Annotated in this window: 22 protein-coding genes (1 of these 22 only partly in view); 9 read left to right on the top strand and 13 right to left on the bottom strand. The window is 59.3% G+C overall.

Annotated elements, in window-relative coordinates; translation table 11 throughout:
• Positions 1-144, top strand: partial view of a M23 family metallopeptidase gene (locus CFBP4996_RS21965; protein WP_080853818.1) — the 3' portion only. 1,803 nt of this gene lie to the left of the window's left edge; only the last 144 of its 1,947 coding nucleotides appear in the window; its start codon lies off the left edge, out of view; the stop codon is at positions 142-144.
• Between the two features lie 87 nt (positions 145-231).
• Here the strand turns inward: CFBP4996_RS21965 and clpB are convergent, their stop codons facing one another.
• The 6 genes from clpB to CFBP4996_RS21935 form a co-directional block, all read right to left on the bottom strand.
• On the bottom strand, positions 232-2,856 hold the full coding sequence (clpB, locus tag CFBP4996_RS21960; RefSeq protein ID WP_003522543.1) for an ATP-dependent chaperone ClpB: 2,625 nt from the start codon (positions 2,854-2,856) through the stop codon (positions 232-234).
• Between the two features lie 366 nt (positions 2,857-3,222).
• Positions 3,223-4,011, bottom strand: coding sequence for a DUF4167 domain-containing protein (locus CFBP4996_RS21955; protein ID WP_080853820.1), 789 nt, complete (start codon positions 4,009-4,011; stop codon positions 3,223-3,225).
• 396 nt (positions 4,012-4,407) lie between these two features.
• Positions 4,408-5,277 (bottom strand): peptide chain release factor N(5)-glutamine methyltransferase, encoded by an 870-nt coding sequence (gene prmC, locus CFBP4996_RS21950; protein ID WP_080853821.1) that lies wholly within the window; start codon positions 5,275-5,277, stop codon positions 4,408-4,410.
• Complete coding sequence (gene prfA / locus CFBP4996_RS21945) at positions 5,274-6,353, bottom strand: peptide chain release factor 1 (protein WP_080853822.1); 1,080 nt, start codon at positions 6,351-6,353, stop codon at positions 5,274-5,276. Before prfA ends, prmC begins: the two co-directional genes overlap by 4 nt.
• A gap of 130 nt (positions 6,354-6,483) precedes the next feature.
• The gene (gene ptsP / locus CFBP4996_RS21940) at positions 6,484-8,751 is read right to left on the bottom strand and encodes a phosphoenolpyruvate--protein phosphotransferase (RefSeq protein WP_059756808.1); all 2,268 of its coding nucleotides are present in this window, start codon (positions 8,749-8,751) and stop codon (positions 6,484-6,486) included.
• A gap of 174 nt (positions 8,752-8,925) precedes the next feature.
• Complete coding sequence (locus CFBP4996_RS21935) at positions 8,926-10,203, bottom strand: aspartate kinase (protein WP_080854815.1); 1,278 nt, start codon at positions 10,201-10,203, stop codon at positions 8,926-8,928.
• A gap of 390 nt (positions 10,204-10,593) precedes the next feature.
• Here CFBP4996_RS21935 and CFBP4996_RS21930 point away from each other — a divergent pair, with 390 nt between their 5' ends.
• Positions 10,594-12,441 (top strand): DEAD/DEAH box helicase, encoded by a 1,848-nt coding sequence (locus CFBP4996_RS21930; RefSeq protein ID WP_080820071.1) that lies wholly within the window; start codon positions 10,594-10,596, stop codon positions 12,439-12,441.
• 101 nt (positions 12,442-12,542) lie between these two features.
• Here CFBP4996_RS21930 and CFBP4996_RS21925 read toward each other — a convergent pair whose 3' ends face one another.
• Complete coding sequence (locus CFBP4996_RS21925; protein ID WP_080853823.1) at positions 12,543-12,992, bottom strand: hypothetical protein; 450 nt, start codon at positions 12,990-12,992, stop codon at positions 12,543-12,545.
• A 104-nt stretch (positions 12,993-13,096) separates the two neighbouring features.
• On the opposite strand from CFBP4996_RS21925, the gene CFBP4996_RS21920 reads away from it, so the two are divergent.
• Complete coding sequence (locus CFBP4996_RS21920) at positions 13,097-13,738, top strand: TetR/AcrR family transcriptional regulator (RefSeq protein WP_080853824.1); 642 nt, start codon at positions 13,097-13,099, stop codon at positions 13,736-13,738.
• 65 nt (positions 13,739-13,803) lie between these two features.
• Here CFBP4996_RS21920 and CFBP4996_RS21915 read toward each other — a convergent pair whose 3' ends face one another.
• Both CFBP4996_RS21915 and nspC read right to left on the bottom strand, forming a co-directional pair.
• Complete coding sequence (locus tag CFBP4996_RS21915) at positions 13,804-15,042, bottom strand: saccharopine dehydrogenase family protein (RefSeq protein WP_080853825.1); 1,239 nt, start codon at positions 15,040-15,042, stop codon at positions 13,804-13,806.
• Between the two features lie 60 nt (positions 15,043-15,102).
• The gene (gene nspC / locus CFBP4996_RS21910; RefSeq protein WP_080853826.1) at positions 15,103-16,200 is read right to left on the bottom strand and encodes a carboxynorspermidine decarboxylase; all 1,098 of its coding nucleotides are present in this window, start codon (positions 16,198-16,200) and stop codon (positions 15,103-15,105) included.
• 274 nt (positions 16,201-16,474) lie between these two features.
• Here nspC and CFBP4996_RS21905 point away from each other — a divergent pair, with 274 nt between their 5' ends.
• The 3 genes from CFBP4996_RS21905 (at position 16,475) to galE (ending at position 18,432) form a co-directional block, all read left to right on the top strand.
• On the top strand, positions 16,475-16,819 hold the full coding sequence (locus CFBP4996_RS21905) for an ElaB/YgaM/YqjD family protein (protein ID WP_003522534.1): 345 nt from the start codon (positions 16,475-16,477) through the stop codon (positions 16,817-16,819).
• A gap of 10 nt (positions 16,820-16,829) precedes the next feature.
• Complete coding sequence (locus CFBP4996_RS21900; protein ID WP_003508754.1) at positions 16,830-17,267, top strand: hypothetical protein; 438 nt, start codon at positions 16,830-16,832, stop codon at positions 17,265-17,267.
• Between the two features lie 181 nt (positions 17,268-17,448).
• Positions 17,449-18,432 (top strand): UDP-glucose 4-epimerase GalE, encoded by a 984-nt coding sequence (gene galE / locus CFBP4996_RS21895; RefSeq protein WP_035239308.1) that lies wholly within the window; start codon positions 17,449-17,451, stop codon positions 18,430-18,432.
• Positions 18,433-18,536: 104 nt separating this feature from the next.
• Here galE and CFBP4996_RS21890 read toward each other — a convergent pair whose 3' ends face one another.
• The gene (locus tag CFBP4996_RS21890; RefSeq protein WP_080854816.1) at positions 18,537-19,112 is read right to left on the bottom strand and encodes a PRC-barrel domain-containing protein; all 576 of its coding nucleotides are present in this window, start codon (positions 19,110-19,112) and stop codon (positions 18,537-18,539) included.
• A 236-nt stretch (positions 19,113-19,348) separates the two neighbouring features.
• On the opposite strand from CFBP4996_RS21890, the gene CFBP4996_RS21885 reads away from it, so the two are divergent.
• On the top strand, positions 19,349-21,073 hold the full coding sequence (locus CFBP4996_RS21885) for a sensor histidine kinase (RefSeq protein ID WP_162936042.1): 1,725 nt from the start codon (positions 19,349-19,351) through the stop codon (positions 21,071-21,073).
• Between the two features lie 295 nt (positions 21,074-21,368).
• Here CFBP4996_RS21885 and CFBP4996_RS21880 read toward each other — a convergent pair whose 3' ends face one another.
• Complete coding sequence (locus CFBP4996_RS21880; protein WP_020811597.1) at positions 21,369-22,352, bottom strand: sensor histidine kinase; 984 nt, start codon at positions 22,350-22,352, stop codon at positions 21,369-21,371.
• Positions 22,353-22,453: 101 nt separating this feature from the next.
• The gene (locus tag CFBP4996_RS21875) at positions 22,454-23,248 is read right to left on the bottom strand and encodes a response regulator (RefSeq protein WP_003522529.1); all 795 of its coding nucleotides are present in this window, start codon (positions 23,246-23,248) and stop codon (positions 22,454-22,456) included.
• Between the two features lie 138 nt (positions 23,249-23,386).
• On the opposite strand from CFBP4996_RS21875, the gene CFBP4996_RS21870 reads away from it, so the two are divergent.
• Together CFBP4996_RS21870 and CFBP4996_RS21865 are read left to right on the top strand one after the other, a co-directional pair.
• Positions 23,387-23,593 (top strand): NepR family anti-sigma factor, encoded by a 207-nt coding sequence (locus CFBP4996_RS21870; RefSeq protein WP_003522527.1) that lies wholly within the window; start codon positions 23,387-23,389, stop codon positions 23,591-23,593.
• On the top strand, positions 23,593-24,159 hold the full coding sequence (locus tag CFBP4996_RS21865; protein ID WP_003508744.1) for an RNA polymerase sigma factor: 567 nt from the start codon (positions 23,593-23,595) through the stop codon (positions 24,157-24,159). The genes CFBP4996_RS21870 and CFBP4996_RS21865 overlap by 1 nt, the downstream gene beginning before the upstream one ends.
• 248 nt (positions 24,160-24,407) lie before the next feature.
• Here the strand turns inward: CFBP4996_RS21865 and CFBP4996_RS21860 are convergent, their stop codons facing one another.
• Complete coding sequence (locus CFBP4996_RS21860; RefSeq protein ID WP_003522526.1) at positions 24,408-24,878, bottom strand: Lrp/AsnC ligand binding domain-containing protein; 471 nt, start codon at positions 24,876-24,878, stop codon at positions 24,408-24,410.
• Positions 24,879-24,970 lie beyond the last annotated feature (92 nt).

Here is a 24,970-nt window from a genome sequence, read left to right as displayed (position 1 = left end):
ACCAAGGTGGACGCAATGAAAGTGCGCCTGCCGGGCGGCAAGTCGCTTTCCGGCGAGGCGCTGGCGCGTTTCTCCGATGAGAGAAAGCGCATCGACAATCTGCTGAATATTGACGAAAAGCCCAATCAGGTGGCGAGCCGCTGATCTGCGGGCAGACCCGAACGACAATCCCGATCATGTGAAAAGGGCCCGGTCATATAAAAAGGGCTCCGTTTCCGGAGCCCTTTCATTTTATGCCGCATCGGCCGTTTCAGCTTCGGCCTCACCCTTGGCGGGCTTGACCTTGAACAGCAGCCGGTCCGTGCCCGAGGTCACCTTGACCCGCGATCCATCCGGGACTTCGCCGCCGAGGATCATTTCGGCAAGCCTGTCCTGAACCGCCTTCTGGATCACCCGCTTCAGCGGACGCGCGCCGTAAGCCGGATCGTAACCCTTATTGGCAAGCCAGTTGCGGGCATCCTCATCCAGTTCGAGCGAAATCTTGCGATCGCCGAGCAGCGAGATGAGGCGCTTCAGCTGGATTTCGACAATTGCACCCATTTCGTCGCGCCGCAGGCGATGGAAGAGGATGATATCGTCGATACGGTTGAGGAATTCCGGCCGGAAATGCGACCGGACCCGCTCCATAACCAGGTCACGAACCGAATCCACATCGTCATTGTCGCCCATCTGCGTCATGAATTCCGAACCGAGGTTCGAGGTCATGATGATGATGGTGTTCTTGAAATCGACGGTGCGGCCCTGGCCATCCGTGAGGCGGCCGTCATCCAGCACCTGCAAGAGGACGTTGAACACGTCCGGATGCGCTTTCTCGATCTCGTCGAACAGAACGACCTGATAGGGCCGGCGGCGAACCGCTTCCGTGAGCGCCCCACCCTCTTCGTAACCGACATAGCCGGGAGGCGCACCGATCAGCCGGGCAACGGAGTGTTTCTCCATATATTCCGACATATCGAGGCGAACCATCGCGGTTTCGTCGTCGAACAGGAAGCGAGCGAGCGACTTGGTCAGCTCGGTCTTGCCCACGCCCGTCGGGCCGAGGAAGATGAACGAACCGATCGGCCGGTTGGGATCCTGAAGGCCGGCGCGCGAACGGCGAACTGCCTTGGAAACCGCCTGAACGGCCTCACCCTGCCCGACAACGGACTTGGCAAGCTCGTCTTCCATGCGCAGCAGCTTTTCGCGCTGGCCTTCCAGCATCTTGTCGACCGGAATACCGGTCCAGCGGGAAACGACATGGGCGATATTGTCCGCCGTCACCACTTCCTGAACCATCGAGCCGGCACCGCTGCTATCGCGGGCTTCCGCCGCAGCCAGTTCCTTTTCGAGACCCGGAATGATGCCATAGGTCAACTCGCCGGCGCGCTGAAACTGGCCGTTGCGCTGGGCAATCGCCAATTCGTTGCGGGCTTCGTCCAGCCGCTTCTTGAGATCTGCGGCATGGCCGAGCTTCTGCTTTTCCGCCTGCCAGCGGGCCGTCAGCGCATCCGCCTTTTCTTCCGTATCGGCCAACTCGTCCTCGAGCTTCTTGAGGCGGTCGGCGGACGACTGGTCCGTTTCCTGCTTCAGGGCTTCGCGCTCGATCTTGAGCTGAATGATGCGACGATCCAGTTCGTCCAGTTCCTCCGGCTTGGAATCCACCTGCATGCGAAGACGCGAAGCGGCCTCATCCATCAGGTCGATTGCCTTGTCGGGCAGGAAGCGGTCGGTAATATAACGGTTGGAAAGCGTCGCAGCCGCAACCAGGGCCGAATCCGAGATACGGACCTTGTGATGCTGTTCGTATTTTTCCTTCAGGCCGCGCAGGATCGAGATCGTGTCTTCCACGGTCGGCTCATCCACCAGCACGGGCTGGAAACGGCGGGCAAGGGCCGGATCCTTTTCCACATGCTTGCGGTACTCATCGAGCGTGGTGGCGCCGACGCAGTGCAGCTCACCGCGGGCAAGCGCGGGCTTCAGGAGGTTGGACGCATCCATCGCGCCATCCGCCTTCCCGGCGCCGACCAGCGTGTGCATCTCATCGATGAACAGGATGATGCCGCCATTTTCGGCCTGCACCTCATTGAGCACAGCCTTCAGACGCTCTTCGAACTCACCGCGATATTTCGCACCGGCGATCAGCGCGCCCATATCGAGCGCCATCAGCTTCTTGTCCTTCAGACTTTCCGGCACGTCGCCATTGACGATGCGCAGCGCAAGTCCTTCGGCAATCGCCGTTTTACCGACGCCCGGTTCACCGATCAGGACGGGATTGTTCTTGGTGCGGCGCGAGAGCACCTGAATGGTACGGCGGATTTCATCGTCACGACCGATCACCGGGTCGAGCTTGCCTTCGCGGGCCTCTTCCGTCAGGTCACGCGCGAACTTCTTCAACGCATCGAAGCCCTGTTCGGCATTGGCGCTGTCGGCCGTGCGGCCCTTGCGGATGTCGTTGATGACCTGATTGAGCGCCTGCGCGGTTGCGCCGGCCTTCTTCAGGGAAGCCGAGGTGGTGGCGGAGCTTTCAATTGCAAGCGCCTGCAGCAGACGCTCGACAGTGACGAAACTGTCGCCGGCCTTCTTTGCGAGATCTTCCGCGGTCGAGAACACCTTGGCGAGTGGCGCGGTAAGCGAAAGGCCGCCATTGCCGCCGGAAACCTTGGGCAATTTGGCAAGCGCCGCATCATTGGCAAGACGCGCCTCCTTGGCGTTGCCGCCGGCGCGCTCGATCAGCGATGCCGCCATGCCCTGCTCGTCATCGAGCAGAACCTTCAGAACATGTTCGGGCGAAAACTGCTGATGGTTCTCCGCCAACGCAAAGGTCTGCGCCGATTGCAGAAAACCGCGAACGCGCTCGGAGTATTTTTCAATATTCATAGTCGAACCTCCATAGACCGGCCCGCCCGCTTTCGGCACGGCTCCGGATGTTAGGGTTGAGGCTCCCTCAAAAGGCAAGCCCCGCTGCGACAGCCGTGCTTAAAGGATTTCACGATTGCCGCCTCTCGATGGTCGGTTGCCGGCGAATGCGGCTTCCGTCCGTTCTGCACGAATATGGGAGGCATTTTCATCGGTTTAAAGGGAGAAAAACCCATCATCCGGGAAATTTTCATATGATTTGACAGGCATCAATTCGCCACATGAAACCACGCCGATTGCTGGCTGAATATTTACCGCCAAGCACCAAAAGCAAAAAACTCCGGCAAGCCGGAGTTTTTCGATCGCAGAGTGGTTTGCAGAAGCTGCTTATTCGGCAGCGTTCTCAAGCGTGGCAGGTGCCGCCTCTTCACCGGCCGGCGCATCTTCGCCTTCGGCGCCTTCCGCAGCGGCAGTGCGGCGCGGGCGGCGCTGGCGCGGTCCGGTTGCACGGCGCGTCTTCGGTGCGCGTTCGCCAGCCGGAGCTTCCGCCTGCTGCTGCTCTTCCTCGACGGCCACTTCCATGGGCGTGCCTTCGATGACGGGCTGCGGCGCCTGGCTGGCGTCGTAAACCGGCGGCTGCTGTTCGGCGGCTACCTGCGGCTGGCGCGGCTGACGCTCCTGCCGTTCGCGGCGGTCCGGGCGCTCACGACGCTCCTGACGCTGTTCGTTCCGCTCAGTACGCTCCTGACGTTCCGGCTGCTGCGCGCGCTCGGCCTGTTCGGCCTGCTGCTGCGGAGCAACGACGCCTTCATCGCCGTCGTTCACATCCATATCGTCGCCATCGGCAGCATTGTACTCGCCGCGGTCGTCGCGCTGGAAGCGTTCCTGCATCTGGGCCTGAGCCGAAGCGATGATGCGGTTATAATGTTCAGCGTGCTGCAGATAGTTCTCAGCGATCACGCGGTCGCCGGAACTCTGCGCGTCGCGCGCCAGAGCCGCGTATTTTTCCGCTATGTGCTGGGCTGTGCCACGGATTTTAACATCGGGGCCGGAACTGTCATAAGTCCTGGTAAGCGGGTTGCCGCCCTTGCGGTTGAAGTTGTTGTTACCGCCACCATTGTTATTGTTGTTGCTTCCACGCCCCCGGCCGCGCTTGTTTTGCTGTCCTGGCCTCATCAATTGCTCACCTGAATTCTGTTTTGCTGACAATCTGGTTGTTTTCATGCAATTCCGGGCGGAAAACCGCTGGAAATTTTTCCTGAAATTGCTCCATCACGCGCCTTGCCGAAGATAACCCCAGGGCAAGACCTCGCGTATGACGACCGGCTGCGCAAATGCTGCACCGAGCCGCCTGCGAACAAAGTTTACTGATTCACATGCCGGAAACGCCCAGCCTTTCAGGGCTCTTTAAAGAACCCGCTTCGGGACTGACCCATACCCTGACGAATCTGTGTTCGTCCTCAGCCACCCGGCATGTGGCCGCAAACTATCCCGCTTCCCGCGGAAATCCAAGCCTTTTCTTTTGCTGTGCAAAATATCCTTGCAAAAAATCCGCAGACATATCGCGAACAACTATCTCCGGAAGGTCAAAACTCTGTCGTTACCGCCATAATCCTTCACGGCGTCCAGAAGAGAGAAGCCGTGGGAAGCAAATATAGCGGAAACATCAAGCCTTTGATCGAAACCGATCTCCACACCGACAATCCCGTTTTCCACAAGAAAGCGGCCTGCATCGGCAGCGATGAGGCGGTACGGTGCAAGGCCGTCCTGACCTCCATCCAGCGCCGCCATCGGGTCGTGGATACGAACCTCCTGGTCAAGCGTTGCGACGATATCAGTCCTTATATAAGGCGGATTCGACACAATTATGTCAAAGCGGCCAGAGATTTTTTCAAACCAGTCGCTGCGGATGGCCTCGAAGCGCGCGCCGAGATCGTTTCGGGCCGCATTCCGGGCCGCCGTTTCCAGCGCATCGGCGGAAATATCGCTGCCGATGCCGGTTGCTTCGGGGCACTCCTTCAGAAGCGCGAGAACGATCGCCCCCGTGCCCGTGCCCATATCCAGAATGCGGGCGCTGCCCTTGGCGGAAACGACTTTTTTCAGCGTCGGCAACAGGGTATCGACGAGAACTTCCGTATCCGGCCGGGGTTCGAGCGTCTCCTTCGACAAAAGAAGGTCGAGGCCATGAAATTCCCGGTGGCCGAGAATGCGGTAAACGGGTTCGCCATTCGCCCGTCTTTCGATCATGGTGGCGATACGGGCGCTTTCTTCCGGCGTAACGACACGATCAGGCTTCATCACGAAATCGGTCAATGAAAAACCGACAACCTCCGCAATCAAAAGCCGCGCATCGAGAAGCGGATCGGCGATCCCCGCCGCCTGCAGCCTTTTGCGGGCTGCGGCAAGCGCGCTCGCGACACTCGCTTCAGCCGACGTGCTCAAAGCTGTTCGCCGAGCTGTGCAAGCTGCCCGGCCTGATAATCGGCGATCAGCGCATCCACAAGTTCATCGATCTCGCCTTCGATCATCCGGTCCAGCTTGTAGAGCGTGAGGTTGATGCGGTGATCGGTAACGCGGCCCTGCGGAAAATTATAGGTGCGGATACGCTCGGAACGGTCGCCGGAACCAACCTGGCTCTTACGGTCGGCCGAACGTTCGCTCTCCACCTTTTGTCGCTCGATGTCGTAAAGGCGCGAGCGCAGAACCTGCATGGCCTTGGCACGGTTCTGGTGCTGCGATTTCTCCGAGCTGGTGACGATCAGGCCCGTCGGCAGATGGGTGATGCGAACGGCGGAGTCGGTGGTGTTGACGTGCTGGCCGCCCGCACCCGAAGCACGCATCGTATCGATGCGAATGTCTTCCGGGCGGATTTCGATATCGATATCTTCCGCTTCCGGCAGCACCGCAACGGTGGCAGCAGACGTGTGGATGCGGCCGCTCGCTTCCGTTTCCGGCACGCGCTGCACCCGGTGCACGCCGGATTCGAATTTCAGCTTGGAAAATACCCCGCGCCCGCTGATCGTCGCGATGATTTCCTTGTAACCGCCCGCTTCGCCCTCGCTTGCGGAAAGCACTTCCACCTTCCAGCCCTTGGTCGAGGCGAAACGTTCATACATGCGGAACAGATCGCCGGCGAAGAGCGCGGCCTCGGAGCCGCCGGTGCCTGCGCGAATTTCGAGAATCGCGCTTTTTTCATCCGCCGCATCCTTCGGCAGCAGCAGAACCTGCATGTCCTTTTCAAGCTCGCCGATGCGGACCTCTACCTCCGGCAGCTCCATTTCCGCAAGCTCGCGCATATCCTTGTCGGTCGACTTGTCGGCCAGCAGCGCCTCGAGATCGGCGGCTTCGGAAACCGCCTTCTCGTAGTCGCGGATTTTCTTCACCACCGGCTCGAGTTCGGAATATTCCGAAGCCAGCTTCACATACACATCCGCGGCAGGCCCAGCCGACATACGCGCTTCGATCTCACCGAAACGCCTTTCCAACTCGCGCATTTTTTCGACGGGAAGCTTCGCCACCAGTCACTCCAATAATGAAACAGGTCTTTTAGAGCGTTTTCGCTTTTCTTCGAAACGCGAAAACGCTCTAACTTTTTGCTTTAACGCATTTCCGGACGGAAAACCGGGGTCCACTTTTCCTGGAAATGCTCTAGATGGGAATGGAATGCGTCGCGGCAAAGCGTAACAACACCTCGCGCGCGCTTTCCAGCGAATTATGGTCGTCCAGCGCCGCGTTCAGCTCTTCGGCCAGGCGCGCGGCATCGAGCCCGAGCAGCATGGCCTTGACCGGACCGATGGCCGTCGGCGACATGGAAACAGAACGGAAGCCGAGACCGATCAAAGCCATGGCCGAAAGCGGCTTGCCCGCCATTTCGCCGCACAGCGTGACCGAGGTGTGGTGCCTTTCGCCGGCGCGGACGATATCGCGCAGAATGCGCAGGAACGGCTTGCCCAGATTGTCGAAACGATCCGAAACACGCGCATTGCCGCGATCGACCGCCATCGAGAACTGGAACAGGTCGTTCGAACCGACGGACACGAAATCCACCTCCTGCATCAGCTCGTCGAGCTGCCACATCAGGGAGGGCACTTCCAGCATGGCGCCGAATTGCAGCTTTTTCGGCAGCGCATGGCTGAATTTGGAAAGATGCTGCACTTCCTTCTGCAGAAGATCGCGCGCGGCGCGGATTTCGGACACTTCCGTCACCATCGGCAGCATCATGCGCAGTTCAGCCCCGGAGGCGGCACGGAGCAGCGCGCGCATCTGCGTGCGCATCAGGCCCGGCCGGTCGAGCGACAGGCGGATCGCCCGCCAGCCCAGTGCCGGGTTTTCCTCTTCCTGACCGCGCATATAGGAAACGACCTTGTCGCCGCCGATATCGAGCGTGCGGAAGGTGACGCTCTTGCCCTTCGCCTGCCGCAGAACGGAGCGGTAGAACGCCTCCTGCTCTTCGCCCTTCGGCATGTTGGAGGCGATCATGAATTGCAGCTCGGTGCGGAACAGGCCAATGCCGTCGGCGCCGGATTCGTCAAGCTGCGGCAAGTCCACCAAAAGGCCCGCATTCATCTTCAGATTGACCTTCTGGCCATCCTTGGTGATCGGCTCGACGTTGCGCAGCGCTCGGAACTGCTCCTGCCGCTTGGCGCGCAGGCGCACCTTTTCTTCATAGGCACGCTGCAAATCCGACATCGGGCGCAAATGCACCTGACCGTCATCGCCATCGATAATGATGGGATCGTTGTTTTCCGCCAGAGCGACGATACCGGTCGCCTGCCCTATGATCGGAATGCCCATGGCACGCGCGACGATGACGACATGGCTCGTCACCGCGCCGTCTTCAAGCACCAGACCACGCAGTTTTTCACGCGGGTAGTCGAGCAATTCGGCAGCACCCATGGCGCGCGCCAGAACGATGGCGTCGAGCGGGAAATCCTGCTCCGGCCCACGACCGCCGAAACCGATCAACTGCCGCAGCAGTCGGTTGGCGAGATCATCGAAATCATGCATGCGCTCGCGCAGATAGGGATCGGTCAGGCGCATCATGCGCGCCTTGGTGTCGCTCTGCACCTTCTCGACCGCCGCTTCCGCCGTCAGGCCGTTGCGGATCGCCTCTTCCATGCGCCGCACCCAGCCCTGGTCATGGGCGAACATGCGGTAGGTTTCCAGAACCTCGCGGTGCTCACCCTCGGTCGGCACATCGCGACGCTGCAACATGTCGTCGATGGAGAGACGCAGCGAGCCGATGGCATCAGCAAGACGCCGGATTTCCGTATCGGCATCTTCATTGAGCAGATTGGTGACGACGATGCGCGGATCGTGCAACACGACGTGGCCAAGACCGATGCCTTCGCCATAGCCGTCACCATCGATGGAAACGGCGCGCGTCAGATCCAGCTCCACCCCGGGGCGGGTGATCTTCTTCAACTCGCCGCTCGCCACTATTTCGGCAATGAGCATCGCGGTTGTCTCAAGCGCTTCCACTTCATCCTCCCGGTATGTTCGGCTGGCCTTGTTCTGGACCACAAGAACGCCAAGAGTGCGACCGGAACGCAAAATCGGCACGCCGAGGAAGGAATGATAAATTTCCTCACCGGTTTCAGGAAGATAGCGGAAAGCGGGATGCGCCTGCGCATCGGAAAGATTGAGAGGTTGGGCGGAAGCGGCGATGGTGCCGACAAGACCCTGCCCCATTTTCAGCTGGGCAAGATGCACGGCATCCTTGTTCAGACCTTCGGTCGCGTAAAGCTCGAGCACGCTGTCGGAGCGCAGCACATAGACCGAGCAAACCTCCGCCACCATGTTGCTGGCAATCTGACGGACGATCTGGTCCAGACGGTCCTGCGGTTCAAGGTGCTCCGCCATCATTTCGCGCAGCCGCTTGAGCAGGACGCGCGGACCTGCGGAAAGGTCTCTCATCGCGTTTGCTCCCCGACACTTCCGATCCGAATGTCATAATATTCGAGAATCAAAAGGTCATTTAAAAATTTATAGCGCGAGAAGCGCGTCCCGCAAGGGACACGCTTTCATGAAACGCCACATCGGAAGAACGCAACTCCGAAGAATCGGAGCATCGGGAACCGATGTCTCGGCTTAGCTCTTATCGAGACCGTAGGCGGAATGCAAAGTGCGAACCGCAAGTTCGGCATAGGCGCCGTCGATCAGGATCGAAATCTTGATCTCGGAGGTGGTGATCGCCTTGATGTTGATGTTCTTCTCGGCAAGCGCCTTAAACGCGCTGGCGGCAACGCCGGCGTGGCTGCGCATGCCGATACCGATGACCGAAACCTTGGCGAGACCGGTCTCGTTCTGCGCAACATCGAAGCCGATCTGGGCCTTGTTGTCTTCCAGAAGCTTGATCGCCTTGGCAACGTCGCCCGAAGGAACGGTGAAGGTCATGTCGGTGCGCGAACCGTCTTCGGAGATGTTCTGCACGATCATGTCGACGTTGATATGCGCTTCAGCGAGCGGCCCGAAGATCGCGGCGGAAACGCCCGGACGGTCGGCCACGCGGCGCAGCGAGATCTGTGCTTCATCCTTGGCATAGGCGATGCCGGTTACGACTTCCTGTTCCACGATTTCATCCTCGTCACAAATCAAAGTACCGGGCGGGTTGATGAGGTCGCCCATGCCCGGCGCATCGGGATCCTCGAAACTGGAGCGAACGAAGGTGCGCACCTTGTGTACCATGGCAAGCTCGACCGAGCGAACCTGCAGAACCTTCGCGCCGAGAGACGCCATTTCGAGCATTTCCTCGAAGGCGATCTTCTTCATGCGGCGAGCCTTGGGCTCGATGCGCGGATCGGTCGTATAAACGCCGTCGACATCGGTGTAGATGTCGCAACGATCCGCCTTGACGGCGGCGGCAATCGCAACGGCGGACGTATCCGAACCGCCGCGGCCAAGCGTCGCGATGCGGTTGTCCGGGCCGATGCCCTGGAAACCGGCGACAACGGCAACCTGCCCTTCACCCATGCGATGGATGATATCCGAACCGTCGATTTCGAGAATGCGGGCGGCGCCATGCGCATTGTCGGTGCGGATCGGGATCTGCCAGCCCTGCCAGGAGCGCGCATTGATGCCCATGGATTGCAGCGTGATCGCCAGAAGTCCTGATGTCACCTGTTCGCCGGATGCGACAACCGCGTCATATTCGCGCGCATCGAAAAAAGAGGCGGTGTTGGCGCCGGCCACCTTCGCGGCGTTCTGCACCCAGTCCACCAGCTCATTGGTTTTGCCGGACATGGCGGAAACGACCACGGCCACTTCATGGCCGGCATCCACTTCGCGTTTCACATGCCGTGCGACATTGTGAATGCGTTCGAGGTTCGCGACGGACGTGCCGCCGAATTTCATGACAATGCGAGCCATAGCCTTGACCAGTACCATCCCATTTTCCCGCCGGCTCGTTCGAAGAGCGGACGGACAAGAACAAACCCAGTCGGCTCTTCCTGACAAAGAGCCTCAAGTTGCGGGTCTCTTAGCGAAAAGGCGGGGGGCACGCAATGCCGTTTATGAACCATGCGGTACGCCTTTTTCGCAGCATCGCTCCGGAACAATGGCGGGATGAAAACGTCGACGGGATAAAGCACCCGCAAAAGAGCGTACCGCAGTGCACTGTACAAACCGGCCCATTCGCAGTATGAGCGCGGCAATGCAACCGGCCAGATGGCCGAAATGGCCTGTATCGGCTGCCCCGGAGACTTTAGGACCTATTGGTTTCGGGCGGATGCGGGCGGCTTCATATCCGAAAGACGGTAGATGACAGACACCCAGGGTATCGCCCCGGCGATCGCGCAGGCGTTGGAAAAACGCGGCTATAAAGATTTGACCCCCGTGCAGCAGGCGATGCTTGCACCCGAACTGGCCGATAAGGATGCGCTGGTTTCCGCACAGACCGGTTCCGGCAAGACCGTTGCCTTCGGCATTGCACTGGCGCCGACGCTTCTACCGGAAAATGGCCGCTTCGGTCAGGCTTCCGCACCGCTGGCGCTCGCCATCGCGCCGACCCGCGAACTGGCCATGCAGGTCAAGCGCGAGCTGGAGTGGCTCTATGAATTCGCCGGCGTCTCGATTGCCTCCTGCGTCGGCGGCATGGATGTGCGCAACGAGCGCCGTGCGCTCGAACGCGGCGCTCACATCGTCGTCGGCACGCCTGGGCGTCTTTGCGACCACATCAAGCGCGGCGCGCTCGATCTGTCGTCCATCCGCGCCGTGGTGCTGGATGAAGCCGACGAAATGCTCGATCTCGGTTTCCGTGAAGATCTGGAATTCATTCTGGAAGAATCGCCGGAAACCCGCCGCACGCTGATGTTCTCGGCCACCGTTCCGCGCAGCATCGCCAAGCTTGCGGAAAGCTACCAGAAGAACGCCGTGCGCATCGCCACCGCTTCCGAACAGAAGCAGCATGTCGATATCGAATACCGCGCCATGCTGGTGACGCCGGCCGACCGCGAGAACGCCATCATCAATGCGCTGCGCTTTTATGAAGCCCGCAACGCCATCGTCTTCTGCTCCACCCGTGCGGCGGTGAACCATCTGACGGCGCGGCTCAACAATCGCGGCTTTGCCGTCGTGGCCCTTTCCGGCGAACTGACCCAGAACGAGCGCACCCATGCGCTGCAGGCCATGCGCGACGGCCGCGCCCGCGTCTGTGTGGCGACCGACGTTGCCGCCCGCGGTATCGACCTGCCGGGTCTCGAACTCGTCATCCATGCCGACCTGCCGACCAATTCCGAAACGCTTCTGCACCGCTCCGGCCGCACCGGCCGCGCCGGTCAGAAGGGCGTCAGCGCCATCGTGGTGCCGATCAACCAGCGCCGCAAGGCAGAGCGCCTGCTGGAAGGCGCCAAGGTCAGCCCGGCATGGGTTCGCCCGCCTTCGGCCGAAGAGATCGTCGAGCGCGACGGCGCCCGGCTTCTGGCCGACCCGTCGCTGACCGAGGCTGTGGCCGAGGACGAACGCGATTTCGTCACCAGGCTGCTCGAACAGCATGGCGCGGAAAAGGTCGCCGCCGCTTTCGTGCGCCTTTACCACGCCGGACGTTCCGCGCCCGAAGACATCGCCGAAGTCTCGCTCGACAACAATCGCAAGCCGCGCCGCGACAGCTTCGAGACGGTCGAGAACAATGCGCCGCGCCGTGAGCGTTCCGATTTCGCCGATAGCGCCTGGTTTTCGCTGTCCGTCGGCCGCAAGCAGAGCGCCGAACCGCGCTGGCTGATCCCCATGCTCTGCCGTTTCGGCAAGATCACCCGCCAGGATATCGGCGCGATCCGCATGCAGCAGACGGAGACCTTCGTGGAACTGGCGGCCGATGCCGTCGACCGTTTCACCTCCGCTATCGGCAAGGACATGACGCTCGAAAAGGGCATCCGTCTGAAGGCGCTGGAAGGCAAGCCGGAAATGACCGGCGGTTTCCGCGAAGACACGCGCCCGGCCAAGGCGCAGCGGAAATTCAGCAAATCGGACAATGCAAGCGGCCCCCGCGATGACCGCAAGGGCGACGACAAGCCCTGGAAGAAGAAAAAGCCCTTCGGCGACAAGCCGAAATACGAGGGCAAGAAGGACAAGCCCTTCGAAAAGCGCGGGCCGAAGCCGACGAAGGGCTGAGGACGCCCGGCTTTCAGGCTTATCGAGATAAAGGTCCCGTTTGCGCGGGACCTTTTTTATTGCGCCATTCTACGACATGACCGCTGCAGCCGCTCCTGCGGTCAGTCTTTGGTCGTCACTTCGACAAGCGCTGTGACCGGCTTGCCGTCGACCAGAACAGGCCGATGGTGGTCATCTGCCAGCAGAATGCCGATGACGTGCCGGCCGGCCGGACTTGGGCAATGCCCGAACCGTGCCTTGATGAGATCACCGCCGAAATCGCTGTTCATGCTGTTATAGGCGCGGCCGGGAATGTTGCATGTATCGCCCGAAGGGTCGATTTTCATATGTACATGGCCGCATTGGCCGTCTCCTCCACACTGCCCGGCGGGAAGCAGCTTAAAGTTGCTCTTGACGACGACGCCGATAGCCCGCTCGGGATCATTGCCCAATTCGATCACATCACCGGCCTTTGGCCACACGATTTCCAGCTTCGGGCTGTCCTGCGCATGAGCGGCGACGATCGGGAAAAATGCAAATGCGAGAGTGATTTTTAAAACCGGGTGCAACATTGAAATCTCCATATCTCAATGTAATCGATGATTACATAAAGCTTCATTCCGACGCAATAAAATAATCAGTGATTACATCCCAATTTGGTGCTACCCAAAGACCTATGGAAAAAGCTCAGGACAAGAAGACGGGACGCGACAGGCCCTACCACCACGGCAACCTTGTCGATGAACTTGTTGCGGCAACAATCGCAATCATCGAGGAACGGGGTGCTGAAAATGTTTCCGTCCGTGAGGCCGCCAAGCGTGCCGGCGTCTCGCCGGGAGCGCCGTTCAGGCATTTCCGCTCAAAAACGGCCCTGATGACCGCTGTCGCAGAGCAGGCGATGAACCGGCTGACCGAATCCGTCGAAACCGCGAGAGCGCAGGCCGGCGATGAGGACCCGCTTGTCGCCTTCGAAGCCATTGGCCACGGCTATCTGCGCTGGGCGCTGGCCAACCCGACACATTTTGAAGTCATAAGTTCGCGAACGCTGATCGACTTCAATTCGTCCGATATTTTACGCGCGCAGAACGATGCCATAAGGCGCTTGATGATAAATCTGCTGATGCAGGCGCGTGGAAACGGCCAGCTCCCCCACGGCCTCGATCTGGATCAGCTCGTACTGGGCGCCCGCGCGCTGGTCTATGGCCTTGCCCGCATGGCAATCGATGGACATTTTCCGGAATGGCATGTTGCCGAGCCCCCTTCGGAGGCAATGCATAAAACGCTGCATCTGTTTATAGGGCAACTCACCAAAAGCTGAGGCCGCCATTAAAAAAGCCCCGCTTTCGCGGGGCTTTCTATTTAACGCAATCACAACACCGGCAATCAGAATTCCAGCGCGCGGTCGCCGTTTTCGTCCTTGATGCGGTTCGGCAAGCCGATCTTGTTCAGAAGGTTCAAGAACGGCTTCGGCGGCAGTTCTTCCACATTGGCCATCTGCTTCACGTCCCATTCGCCAGTGGCGATGAGCATGGCAGCGGCGACCGGCGGAACGCCGGCGGTGTAGGAAATGCCCTGCGAGCCGACTTCTTCATAGGCTTCCTTGTGGTCGGCCACGTTGTAGATGAAGACTTCGCGCTCCTTGCCGTCCTTGATGCCCTTGACGATATCGCCGATGCAGGTCTTGCCGACATAATCGGGCGCCAGCGAAGACGGATCGGGCAGCACGGCCTTGACCACCTTGAGCGGCACGACTTCCAGGCCTTCGGCCGTCTTGACCGGCTTCTCGGACAGGAGGCCAAGGTTCTTCAGCACGGTGAAGACGTTGATATAGTGATCGCCGAAGCCCATCCAGAAGCGCACATCGGCGCCGTCCATGTTCTTGGACAGCGAATGCACTTCGTCATGACCGGTCATGTAGGCCTTCTGCTTGCCGACGACCGGCAGGTCGAATTCCTGGCCGACTTCGAACATCTGGTTCGTCTGCCACTCACCCTTCTGCCAGGAGTAGACGACGCCGGTGAATTCGCGGAAGTTGATTTCCGGGTCGAAGTTGGTGGAGAACCAGCGACCGTGGCTGCCAGCATTGATATCGACGATATCGACCGAGGTGACCTTGTCGAAATAATCATCCTTGGCGAGACGCGCATAGGCGTTCACCACGCCCGGATCGAAGCCGACGCCGAGAATGGCGGTCACGCCCTTTTCCTTGCACTCTTCCGCGCGCTTCCACTCGTAGTTTCCGTACCACGGCGGCGTCTCGCAAATCTTGGTCGGATCCTCGTGGATCGCCGTATCCATATAGGCAACACCCGTGTCCATGCAGGCACGAAGAACGGACATGTTGACGAAAGCCGAACCGACGTTGATGACGATTTCCACGCCGGTTTTCCTGATCAAGGCTTTCGTCGCCTCGATATCCATCGCGTCAAGCGCATGGGCCTCAAGTTTCACATCTGTCTTGAGGCTCTTCTTTTCGCGTACGGACTCGACAATCTTGCGGCACTTTCCCAAAGTCCGTGACGCAATATGAATGTCTCCCAATACATCGCTGTTCTGGGCGCATTTATGCGCCACGACCTGTGCTACGCCACCGGCGCCGATGATCAGAACGTTCTTCTTCATTTCAGGTGATGCCTCCTTTTCCCCGCAGGGATGAGCTTCGTTTCATGTTAAAAACAGGGTTTAAGACAGGCTTTGCTCGAAATCGGCAAAGTCGAATTCACGAACGGCGCGAACGGTGCCGTCCAGTTCCTTGATGGCGATGGTCGGCATCTTCACGCCGTTGAACCAGTTCTTCTTGACCATGGTGTAGCCGGCCGCGTCCTGGAAGGAGATGCGGTCGCCGACCTTCAACTCCTTGTCGAAGCGGAAATCACCGAAAATATCGCCCGCAAGGCAGGATTTGCCGCAGACCATGTAGGGATGCTCGCCCTCGTTCGGCGACACCTTGGCGGTTTCCCGATAGATCAGCAGATCGAGCATATGCGCTTCGATGGAGCTGTCGACGATGGCGAGGTTCTTGCCGTTGAACAGCGTGTCGAGAACCGTCACCTCAAGCGTCGTGCTTTTGGTGATCGAGGCTTCGCCCGGCTCCAGATAGACCTGCACGCCGTATTTTTCCGAGAAAGCCGCCAAGCGGTCGCAGAACTGGTCGAGCGGATAATTGTCGCCGGTGAAATGAATGCCGCCGCCGAGGCTGACCCACTCCGCACGCGACAGAAGCGATCCGAATTTCTCCTCGATCTGCGTCAACATGCGGTCGAACAGGGAAAAATCGCTGTTTTCGCAATTATTGTGGATCATGAAGCCGGAAATACGGTCCATGACCTTGTCGACCTTGGCGACATCCCATTCACCCAGCCGGCTGAAGGGGCGCGCAGGATCGGCAAGATCGAAGCTCGAAGAGCTGACCTGCGGGTTGAGACGCAGACCGCGCGTAATGCCGGAGGCCTTGTCGGCGAAACGCTCGAGCTGACCGATGGAATTGAAGATGATCTTGTCCGCATTCGAGATCACCTCGTCGATTTCATAATCGGCATAGGCAACGGAATAGGCATGGGTCTCGCCGCCGAATTTCTCGCGGCCGAGACGGACTTCATAAAGCGAGGACGAGGTGGTGCCGTCCATATATTGCGACATGAAATCGAACACCGACCATGTGGCGAAGCACTTCAGCGCCAGGAGCGCCTTGGCGCCGGATTTTTCCCGCACATAGGCAATCTTCTCCATGTTGCGAAGAAGTTTTGTCTTGTCGATGAGGTAATAGGGCGTCTGGAGCATGTCGTTTCACATATTGATTGAAGTCAAGGTACGTCTCGATGATGGGCCTTATAGGATGCTTGTGACAGGAAAACAAATGTCCGGCACCGAATTCCTCGAAAATCGCCCCCGAGCCGAAGTGCCATCAAGAAAACCCGTCCCGTTGCGGAACCAAGCCGGCATCGGCGCGTTTGACTGACGGACAGGCGGGTGTTTCGGCCGCCGAAACGAAGCTTCACGGACGGCGGTGACGTATCATCGTCCTCATCAATAATGTTCAGGAAGGACCTCCCCTATGGCAAGCGTGCGTAGCAGCGTCAGCGACAAGATCCAGCAATCCCTCGAAAACGGCGATGCGGCCGATGTGGCAGCGCAGCTCGCCCAGCTTCGCGAAGATCTGGCTAGTCTTGCCAAGAGCGTGAAGGCGCTCGGCGTCGGCGCTTCGCATGAGCTGAAGGCGCAGGCCGCCCGTGTGGCCGATGACGCCCTCACCGCATCTGGAGAAATGGCCGACAGCGTTCGCAATGAAATCTCCACGCTCAACGACAACCTCACCGACCACGTCCAGAAGAACCCGCTCCAGTCCCTCGGCATCGCCGTCGGCGTCGGTTTCGTGCTCGCCCTTCTGACGCGTCGATAAGGCCGCGCTCATGCTTGAGGCATTGCTGGTCTATCTGGGGGAGACCCAGCGCGAGGGGCGCGTCGTTACACGGCGATTGCGCGCGACCATAATCCTGTCGGTTCTGACCGGGATATTTTTTCTTATCGCCTTCATCGCCGCCGTGGTGGCGGGGTCAATCTATCTTGCCCGGCATGTGGGTGCAGGTCCTGCGGCACTCGTCGTCGCCGGGACCGCGTTCCTGCTCGGCGTCATCATGCTGGTGGCGCTGGCGATCGTCAAACGTCCGAGGGTCTATGCCGCACGGCCCGCTGTCGCGCCGTTGACGGCGGCGCCGCTTGCCGCAGCGCCGCTCGCCCTGCAATCGCTGCTGACGCTGGCGATCCAGGCACGTCCCTATGCGACGCTCGCCGTGGCTGTCGCGGCCGGTTTCCTGGCCACAAGGGTCAATACGAAAAAGTCCAAGTAATTTCTTGGCGACACGACAAGGCAAACCGCGCGTCCAGACGATGGATGCGCGTTTTTTTTTATGTTACCCGCGAAGGATAGACTGGTTGATGGCGTTACCCGCCACGCCGCCCTTATTTGAACAAAGTGACATACAGTCTCGGGCAGTCTCGGCGCGTCCGTAATTTTCTGAAAGGCAATTGATGAAGAAGAAAGTCCTTGTCGTCGGCGGTGCCGGCTATATCGGTTCGCACACCTGCCTTCTCCTGTCTGAGCGAGGATATGAACCGGTCGTTTTCGACAATCTGTCCAACGGGCATGAGGAATTCGTCCGCTGGGGACCCTTCGAACAGGGCGATATTCGCGACCGGGCGCGGCTGGATGAGGTCTTCGCCAAACACCGGCCGGAAGCCGTTCTGCATTTCGCCGCGCTGATCGAAGTCGGCGAATCCGTCAAGCAGCCCGTGGCTTTCTACGACAACAATGTCATCGGCTCGCTCAACCTGCTCTCCGCCGCCATCGATGCAGGCGTCACGGCCTTCGTTTTTTCGTCCACCTGCGCAACTTACGGATTGCCGGAACAGGTGCCGATCGACGAGACGCACCGGCAGGCGCCGATCAACCCCTATGGCCGCACCAAATGGGTGGTGGAGCAGGCGCTGAAGGACTACAGCACCTATAAGGGGCTGCGCTCGGTGATGCTGCGCTACTTCAATGCCGCCGGCGCGGATTTCGAAGGCCGCATCGGCGAATGGCACAAGCCGGAAACCCACGCGATCCCGCTGGCCATCGAAGCCGCCCTCGGCCGGCGTCAGGGCTTCAAGGTGTTCGGCACGGATTACGACACGCGCGACGGCACCTGCGTGCGCGACTATATCCACATTCTCGATCTCGCCGATGCGCATGTGCGGGCCGTGGATTATCTGCTGGCCGGCGGAGAAACCGTCGAACTCAACCTCGGCACCGGCACCGGCACCACGGTGAAGGAATTGCTGGCAGCGATTTCGGACGTTTCCGGCCGCCCCTTCCCCGTCGAATATACCGGGCGGCGCGACGGCGATTCCACGACGCTCGTTGCCAATAACGACAAGGCGAAGGAGGTTCTCGGCTGGGAACCGCGTTATTCCCTGTCGGACATCATCAAATCCGCCTGGGCGTGGCATTCCTCCCGCAATGCCGGGGATTGAACAGCCGGCGAACAAACATAAAAAAGACACCGGCCTGTTGGCCGGTGCCTCCTGGGGGACAGCTGATTGAAGCCGGTCCCGCTCCTGCCTCCCAGGGACGGGAATTAGGGCTTGGTGGCGGACGTCGTCGTGCTGTCGGGAGCCGCCGGCATTGCCGCATTCTTTTCGCTGGCCTTCTGTTCCAGCGTCTTGAATTCGGGAGCGGCCTTCAACGTTTCCGCCGTTTCGGTTGTTGTCAGGCGGATGGTGCCGTCCTGCGCGTTGCGCGTCATCGTTACCTTGTCCATCGGAACAGCAACGTCCTTTGCGCCGATGCCCAGGAAGCCGCCGACGCCGATCACGGCCGCAACCAGACCGCCGTCTTCTTCCATGATCAGGTTGGTGACGTTACCGATGCTTTCATCGGCCGCAGTATAGACCGCCTTGCCGATATAATCGTTGGCGCTGACCTGCGTTTCGCCCTGTTCGGTGAGATAAGCGCCGCCTGTCGTTGTCGCCGCGCTGTCATTGGTCGCAGGAGCGGTAGGCGTCATCGGGGTGGCGGGCGGGGTTGCCGGCTCCGTCTGCGCACTCGGATTTGCCGGCGCAGGCTGGGTGGTGCCCTGAGCGATGGCCAGCGGCGCGAAAGCCGTCGTGCCCATCAGAGCGGCAGTGACGAGGATTGTAAGTTTCTTTGCCATTTCGTACCTTCCTTTCATCGTTCTCAACTGGCCGGCGGTGATGAATTTCATGTCCGCTCCTCGGCCGGTTCGTCTGGCAAACGGGTTGGTCGTTGAAATAGTTCCGATTTTTTCAACCGAGCCGGTGCAATTGTGACCTGCCGCAACAACCGAAGGTAAAAATCAGGCATTGCTAAAGGGGGACGGCACGGTATTATCCGTGTCGTAACAATGCCATAACTGCCGGAGTTTTTTGTATGCCTCGACCCGGCGACAGACTGAAAGACATGATCTCGGCTTTGCGTCGGCGCAGTGCGAATTTTTTCCCGACCGCCTCCATCGGCACCTATCTGGTGGTGATGGCTACCGTCATTACCCTGCCGCTCATTCTTTTCGGCGGCTATCTGATGCTGCGCCTCGAGGCGGAAAAACGCGACGACCTGCAACGGGAAACCATCGAGGATGTACGGGTGGTCTCCCGCAACATCGACCGCCGCCTGCAGGAAATCGCCACCTCGCTCAATCTCCTGTCGCAGTTCCCGGAACTTGAGAGCGGCAACCTCGCCGCGTTTCAGGGGCGCGTCGCCGACAGTCTGAAGCGGGAGGGTCTCTACGCCATTCTCGCCACCAAAGATGGCCAGCAGCGCCTCAATACGCGCGTGCCCTATGGCCAGCCGCTCGGCAAGGTGCCGGCGGAAGCCAATCTCGCCAAAGCGATCGACTCCCGCCGCATCACCGTCTCGGACATGTTTTTCGGCTCGACCAGCAAGGAATGGGTGTTCAACGTCACCATGCCGCTCGGCCCGGACCTTGACCCCGCCGGAGACGCCCTGATCCTGACGCAGAATACCAGCGACTTGAGCCGGCTGATCCCCACGGAAAACCTGCCGCGCAACTGGGCGGTCGCCATCATTGACGGCAACAACCGCGTTGTCGTCTCAAGCGCGCCCGAAGAGGCGGAAGTGGGCAAGCCGTTTGTCACCCCCGACGTCCTTTCGGAAATGCAGGCCTTCAGCGGCAATTTTTTCGACGGCAAGGGTAATCTCTATGCCTATGCTCAATTGCCGGGCTGGCAATGGAAGACGGTGATGTGGGGTCCGCTCGCCGCAAGCCAGGCGGCGCTGATAGACACCTGGCGGCAGATGATGATCGGCAGCCTGCTGCTGGTGCTGATTGCCATTGGCGGCGCCTATCTGGTCGGCCGGCAATTGCGCAGTTCCATCCGTGACCTGACCCTGATGGCCGAGCGCATCGGCGAAGGCGAGATCGTCGCACCCGTCGATACCAAGATAAAGGAGGCGAACCAGGTCGCCATCGCGCTCTCCAACGCATCCTTCGACAGAAGCCAGTCGGAAGAGCGGCTGCAACTGCTGTTGCACGAGCTGGTTCATCGCTCCAAGAACATTCTGACGCTGGTTCAGGCGATGATACGGCAATTGGGACGCGAAAATAAAAGCATTCCGGAATTCCAGAAGGAGGTCGATCACCGCCTGCGCGGCCTTGGAATGTCGATCCGGGCCCTGGCGGAGGTTCAATGGCAGGGTCTGCCGATCCGCAAGCTGATCGAGACCCACCTCGATGTTTTCGGAACCGTGGCGCAGCGCATCGTGCTGGTGGGAGACGATTTCATGCTTTCCCCGGAAGCGGCACAGAATTTCGGTCTGGTGATCCATGAGCTGACGACGAATTCCATCAAATATGGCTCATTGTCGGTTCCATCGGGAAAAATTACCCTGCGCTGGCAGTCGCTTGAAAAAGACGGGCGGCAGATGATCCATCTCGTCTGGACCGAAACGGGCGGACCGCCGGCCAGAGAACCGAGCCGCAAAGGCTTCGGCACCACTGTCATCAAAAGGCATGCGGAAGGCGCCTTCGGCGGGCAGGTGCTGACGGAATATCGTGAATCCGGCTTCGAGTGGTCGCTGGAAGCGCCGATGCGTTACTTCACGCCCAAACGATCGGAACAGACAGGCACGCATTGAGGCCGAGACTTGCGTACCTATCCGCCGTGCTAACGGCAAAAAACCGGGCAAAAATGGCCGGTATTTTGCACAATGTTAAAAAAACGCATTTTTTGGGAACCGAATCCGGTCGAGCGTGTTTTTACTGCAGGCCAAGCAATTCCCCCGTCCCCGCCTGAAGCTTGGCTGAAAATAAACAGGTTTCGCCCCTGAAAACCTGTCATAAAAATAGCACGGCTCTTTCATGAGCCGTGCTTTTTGTTTTGGTTTTCATGAAATGAAAGAGGAACCCGGCGCTGCGCGCGATCTTGAGATTTCAGGCATCCGCGCCGTCGCCGGACGGAAATTTCAGCCGGTAGACGATCCGCTCCGGCGTCAACTCGTATTCGGCGCTTCCCCCCAATGCGGACGGAACCACCTTTTCCAGCACCACGCTGCCGAAACTGCCGCGCCGGGTCTCCGCCGGCTCTTTCGACGGCATCATCGGCTCATTCCATTCAACGATATAAAAATCGCCCTCCTGACGACATTGCAGGGATATGGGCGGGTGATAGGCAAGATTGCCGCTATGGCTGACGGTGTTGACGACCAGCTCATGGAAGGCGAGCCCGATATAAAGCGCGCCATTCGGGTTGAGCAGCAGGTTTTCGCCTTCCATATGGATGAGGTTCGGATATTCCGGCACATAAAGATCGAATTGCTGGCGCAGCAGCTCGAATATGCGCGCGCCCCGCCAGTCCGAATCCGTGATGAGATCCTGACTCTGGGCAAGGGCGTGTAGTCGGCCGCGGAACTTGCGCAGAAAATCATCTTTGGTCAGGCTGAAACGGGCCGTCTGGCCGGCAAGGCTCTGGATGATCGCCAGGAGATTTTTGGAACGGTGGCTGACCTCGCGCAGCAGGGAGCGCAGAAGCTGCTCGCGCCGCCTTTCCGCCGTTACCTCCCGGATGGTGGTTTTCAGCACCGTCTGGTTCGACTGATTGAAGGTGGAATGGACCTGAAACTGAAAAACCCGGTCCTTGCCGGCGTTGACTTCCAGCATGCCGCGGCTGCCGGCCGTATTCATGTCCTTTTTAAGTTCGGCAAGCCTGGCGGAAAGGTCGTTACCGAACAGATTTTCATCGGTCGGATGGGAATCGGCCGGAAGTTTCCAGACATCCGGCAGATTGGCCACGAATATATAGTCGCGGTTCCAGTCCTGCAGCATGACTGTCTCACCCGAATCGAGCAAGGCGAGGACGAGCGAATCGTGAAGTTCGCTTTCGTCCCTCTCCGCGTTATGCCATGCCAGCCGATGCAAATTCGTCTCCTTGCAGAAAGCCGCGGGGCAGCCCCACGACCGTAACCGCCAACGCCCGGGCACCAGAGTGGTTCCCGGTCTGCCTGCGGTTTCGGCAAAATTCACGCCGCGACGCGTGAGCTTTCGTTGAAAAACAGGGCCTGGCTGATAAGCGCCTTCACCATGTCCGGATTAAACGGCTTCGTCACAAGGAAGGTCGGCTCCGGCCGCTCGCCCGTCAGAAGACGCTCGGGGAAGGCGGTGATGAAGATTACCGGCAGTGTGGTCATCTGCAGGATGTCCTTCATCGCATCGAGACCGGAACTGCCATCGGCGAGCTGAATATCGGCAAGGATCATCTTCGGCTGGGTGCGATGGAAGAGATCGAGCGCTTCCGTGTGAGTGCGGGCGATGCCCGTGACGCGGTGGCCGAGATCGGTGACCATCTGCTCAATATCCATGGCGATCAGAGGTTCGTCCTCGATGATCATGATATCGGTCGCCACCTGCCGGGCGATTTCAGACGCTGCCTCGTCGATCAGCTTGCCGACCTGATCCTCGGAGACTTTCAGAACCTCTGCGGTTTCCGAAGGCGTGAATTCTTCGACCGTGGTCAAAAGGAATGCCTGACGGGCCAGCGCCGGCACGGCGGAGAGGTTGGCCGAGGCGCGTTTTTCCCATCCCGACAGGTTTTCGTCGGTCTTAATATTGATCGTGACGGAACTAAAGATCGATACGAACAATTGATAAAGCGAAACGCGATCGCTGCTTGTCTGCGGAAAAATGCTGATATCGGCGATCAGAGCTTCGAGTGTTGCCGCAACATAGGCATCGCCCGTCGATTGTGAGCCGCAAACGGCACGCGCGAACCTGCGCAGATATGGCAGGTGCGGTGCGATGCGTGTAGAAACTGACATGGAATTCTCCCCTTTCATGCGGTCTGCAACGCAAACCCACGATAGCAACGTGCGCATTGCAAAAAAAGTTCCGGAGCGCCGGAACTATTTTTTTCACGGCGCATTCTTTGCCACGACGCAAAAGGAATACCGGACGTTATGAGCATATTTCAATCGGACCAAGATCAGCCGGACAATTCGGCCGCCCCCCAGGTTCCACACTCCGGGCGGGCGGTGATTTCCCGTAAGCTCAGGGAGCTTTATGATGCCGTTCAGGATGAAGGCATCCCTGACAAATTCCTCGACCTTCTCGAAAAACTCGATGAAGCCGAAAGCAGAGCCAAAATGAAGGCTTCGGAGGAATGATGGCGAAAGAGCCGGAGCAGACAGAATACAACTTCAAACGGGAAATGCTGGCGGCGCTGCCGAACCTGCGCGCCTTCGCGATCTCGCTCATCCGCTCGCGGGACCGTGCCGACGACCTCGTGCAGGACACGATCATGAAGGCATGGGCGAAACAGGACAGCTACCAGCCGGGCACCAATATGCGGGCATGGTTGGTGACGATCCTGCGCAACGAGTTCTACAGCCAGATTCGTAAATCAGGCCGTGAGGTGCAGGATACGGACGGCGTCTATACCTCGCGCCTGTCGGTGCCGCCGGAACAGCATGGTTCGGTCGACCTTCAGGATTTCCGCGCAGCGCTGGCAAAGCTGCCGGACGACCAGCGTGAAGCGATCCTGCTTATCGGCGCCTCGGGTTTTGCTTACGAGGAAGCCGCTGAAATCTGCGGTTGCCCCGTCGGCACCATCAAGAGCCGTGTCAGCCGCGCAAGGCTGCGCCTGCAGGAATTGCTCGGCATCGAAAACGAAAACGAGTTCGGCCCGGACGCGCAGATGAGCGCCGTGACGGCGGCGGCCACGGCGCGCTGAGAGCGCTGAATTCCGACAGTGGCGAACGGGCAGGCCTGCGTCTGCCCGTTAAAACCATGACAAAGGCCGCAAACCTCTCCTCCGTCATGCCGGACTTGATCCGGCATCCAGCCACGGCGCGTCTGCGCCGCGAAAGGACTCTCTCGCGATCAATGACTTGATCGCACTGGACCCCGGATCTAGTCCGGGGTGACGGTGTGCGGATGATACGGCAAGCGCGCGCCTGCCACTGTCTGCGTGTTACCCCTTCAGATACCCGTTTCCTTGACCGATTGCATGACCACGAAGGTCGAGGTGTTGGCGACGGATGGCAGGCTCGAGATTTTCTCGCCGAGCACCCTTCGATACTTGCGGATATCGCTGGTGCGCACTTTCAGAAGATAATCGAAGGCACCGGCTATCATGTGGCACTCCTCCACTTCCTTGATCTTGCGCACCGCCGCGTTGAATTCCTCCAGCGCCTTTTCGCGCGTATCGGAAAGCTTTACCTCGGCGAAGGCGATGTGATCGACACCGAGCTTCTGCGGATTGAGCATGGCGCGAAAGCCGAGAATATAGCCCTCATCCACCAGCCGCTTCAGCCGCGTCTGGCAGGGCGTCTTGGAAAGACCGACCCGTTTCGAGAGCTGCAGCACGGACATGCGCCCGTCTTCGCTCAGCGCCTCGAGAATCTTGAGATCGAAGTGATCCAGATCGTCTGTTTTTTGACTATTAGCCATGTGATTTTACGCCATATTTAAAAAATAAAAGTTCATATTGCCTGTTTTATCCTGAAAATAGGGCCATAGCAATTTCTGCGGTGATGATATTG

It is taken from the genome of Agrobacterium leguminum (assembly GCF_005144435.2).
Classification (GTDB): domain Bacteria; phylum Pseudomonadota; class Alphaproteobacteria; order Rhizobiales; family Rhizobiaceae; genus Agrobacterium; species Agrobacterium leguminum.
This window is presented reverse-complemented; position numbering and strand designations above follow the sequence as displayed.

Bases quoted from the DNA above. Each gene is read 5' to 3' on its own strand.
- clpB (WP_003522543.1), bottom strand. From the start codon at position 2,856: ATGAATATTGAAAAATACTCCGAGCGCGTTCGCGGTTTTCTGCAATCG.
- CFBP4996_RS21955 (WP_080853820.1), bottom strand. From the start codon at position 4,011: ATGAGGCCAGGACAGCAAAACAAGCGCGGCCGGGGGCGTGGAAGCAAC.
- ptsP (WP_059756808.1), bottom strand. From the start codon at position 8,751: ATGAGAGACCTTTCCGCAGGTCCGCGCGTCCTGCTCAAGCGGCTGCGC.
- CFBP4996_RS21935 (WP_080854815.1), bottom strand. From the start codon at position 10,203: ATGGCTCGCATTGTCATGAAATTCGGCGGCACGTCCGTCGCGAACCTC.
- CFBP4996_RS21930 (WP_080820071.1), top strand. From the start codon at position 10,594: ATGACAGACACCCAGGGTATCGCCCCGGCGATCGCGCAGGCGTTGGAA.
- CFBP4996_RS21925 (WP_080853823.1), bottom strand. From the start codon at position 12,992: ATGTTGCACCCGGTTTTAAAAATCACTCTCGCATTTGCATTTTTCCCG.
- CFBP4996_RS21920 (WP_080853824.1), top strand. From the start codon at position 13,097: ATGGAAAAAGCTCAGGACAAGAAGACGGGACGCGACAGGCCCTACCAC.
- CFBP4996_RS21915 (WP_080853825.1), bottom strand. From the start codon at position 15,042: ATGAAGAAGAACGTTCTGATCATCGGCGCCGGTGGCGTAGCACAGGTC.
- nspC (WP_080853826.1), bottom strand. From the start codon at position 16,200: ATGCTCCAGACGCCCTATTACCTCATCGACAAGACAAAACTTCTTCGC.
- CFBP4996_RS21905 (WP_003522534.1), top strand. From the start codon at position 16,475: ATGGCAAGCGTGCGTAGCAGCGTCAGCGACAAGATCCAGCAATCCCTC.
- CFBP4996_RS21900 (WP_003508754.1), top strand. From the start codon at position 16,830: ATGCTTGAGGCATTGCTGGTCTATCTGGGGGAGACCCAGCGCGAGGGG.
- galE (WP_035239308.1), top strand. From the start codon at position 17,449: ATGAAGAAGAAAGTCCTTGTCGTCGGCGGTGCCGGCTATATCGGTTCG.
- CFBP4996_RS21890 (WP_080854816.1), bottom strand. From the start codon at position 19,112: ATGGCAAAGAAACTTACAATCCTCGTCACTGCCGCTCTGATGGGCACG.
- CFBP4996_RS21885 (WP_162936042.1), top strand. From the start codon at position 19,349: ATGCCTCGACCCGGCGACAGACTGAAAGACATGATCTCGGCTTTGCGT.
- CFBP4996_RS21875 (WP_003522529.1), bottom strand. From the start codon at position 23,248: ATGTCAGTTTCTACACGCATCGCACCGCACCTGCCATATCTGCGCAGG.
- CFBP4996_RS21870 (WP_003522527.1), top strand. From the start codon at position 23,387: ATGAGCATATTTCAATCGGACCAAGATCAGCCGGACAATTCGGCCGCC.
- CFBP4996_RS21865 (WP_003508744.1), top strand. From the start codon at position 23,593: ATGGCGAAAGAGCCGGAGCAGACAGAATACAACTTCAAACGGGAAATG.
- CFBP4996_RS21860 (WP_003522526.1), bottom strand. From the start codon at position 24,878: ATGGCTAATAGTCAAAAAACAGACGATCTGGATCACTTCGATCTCAAG.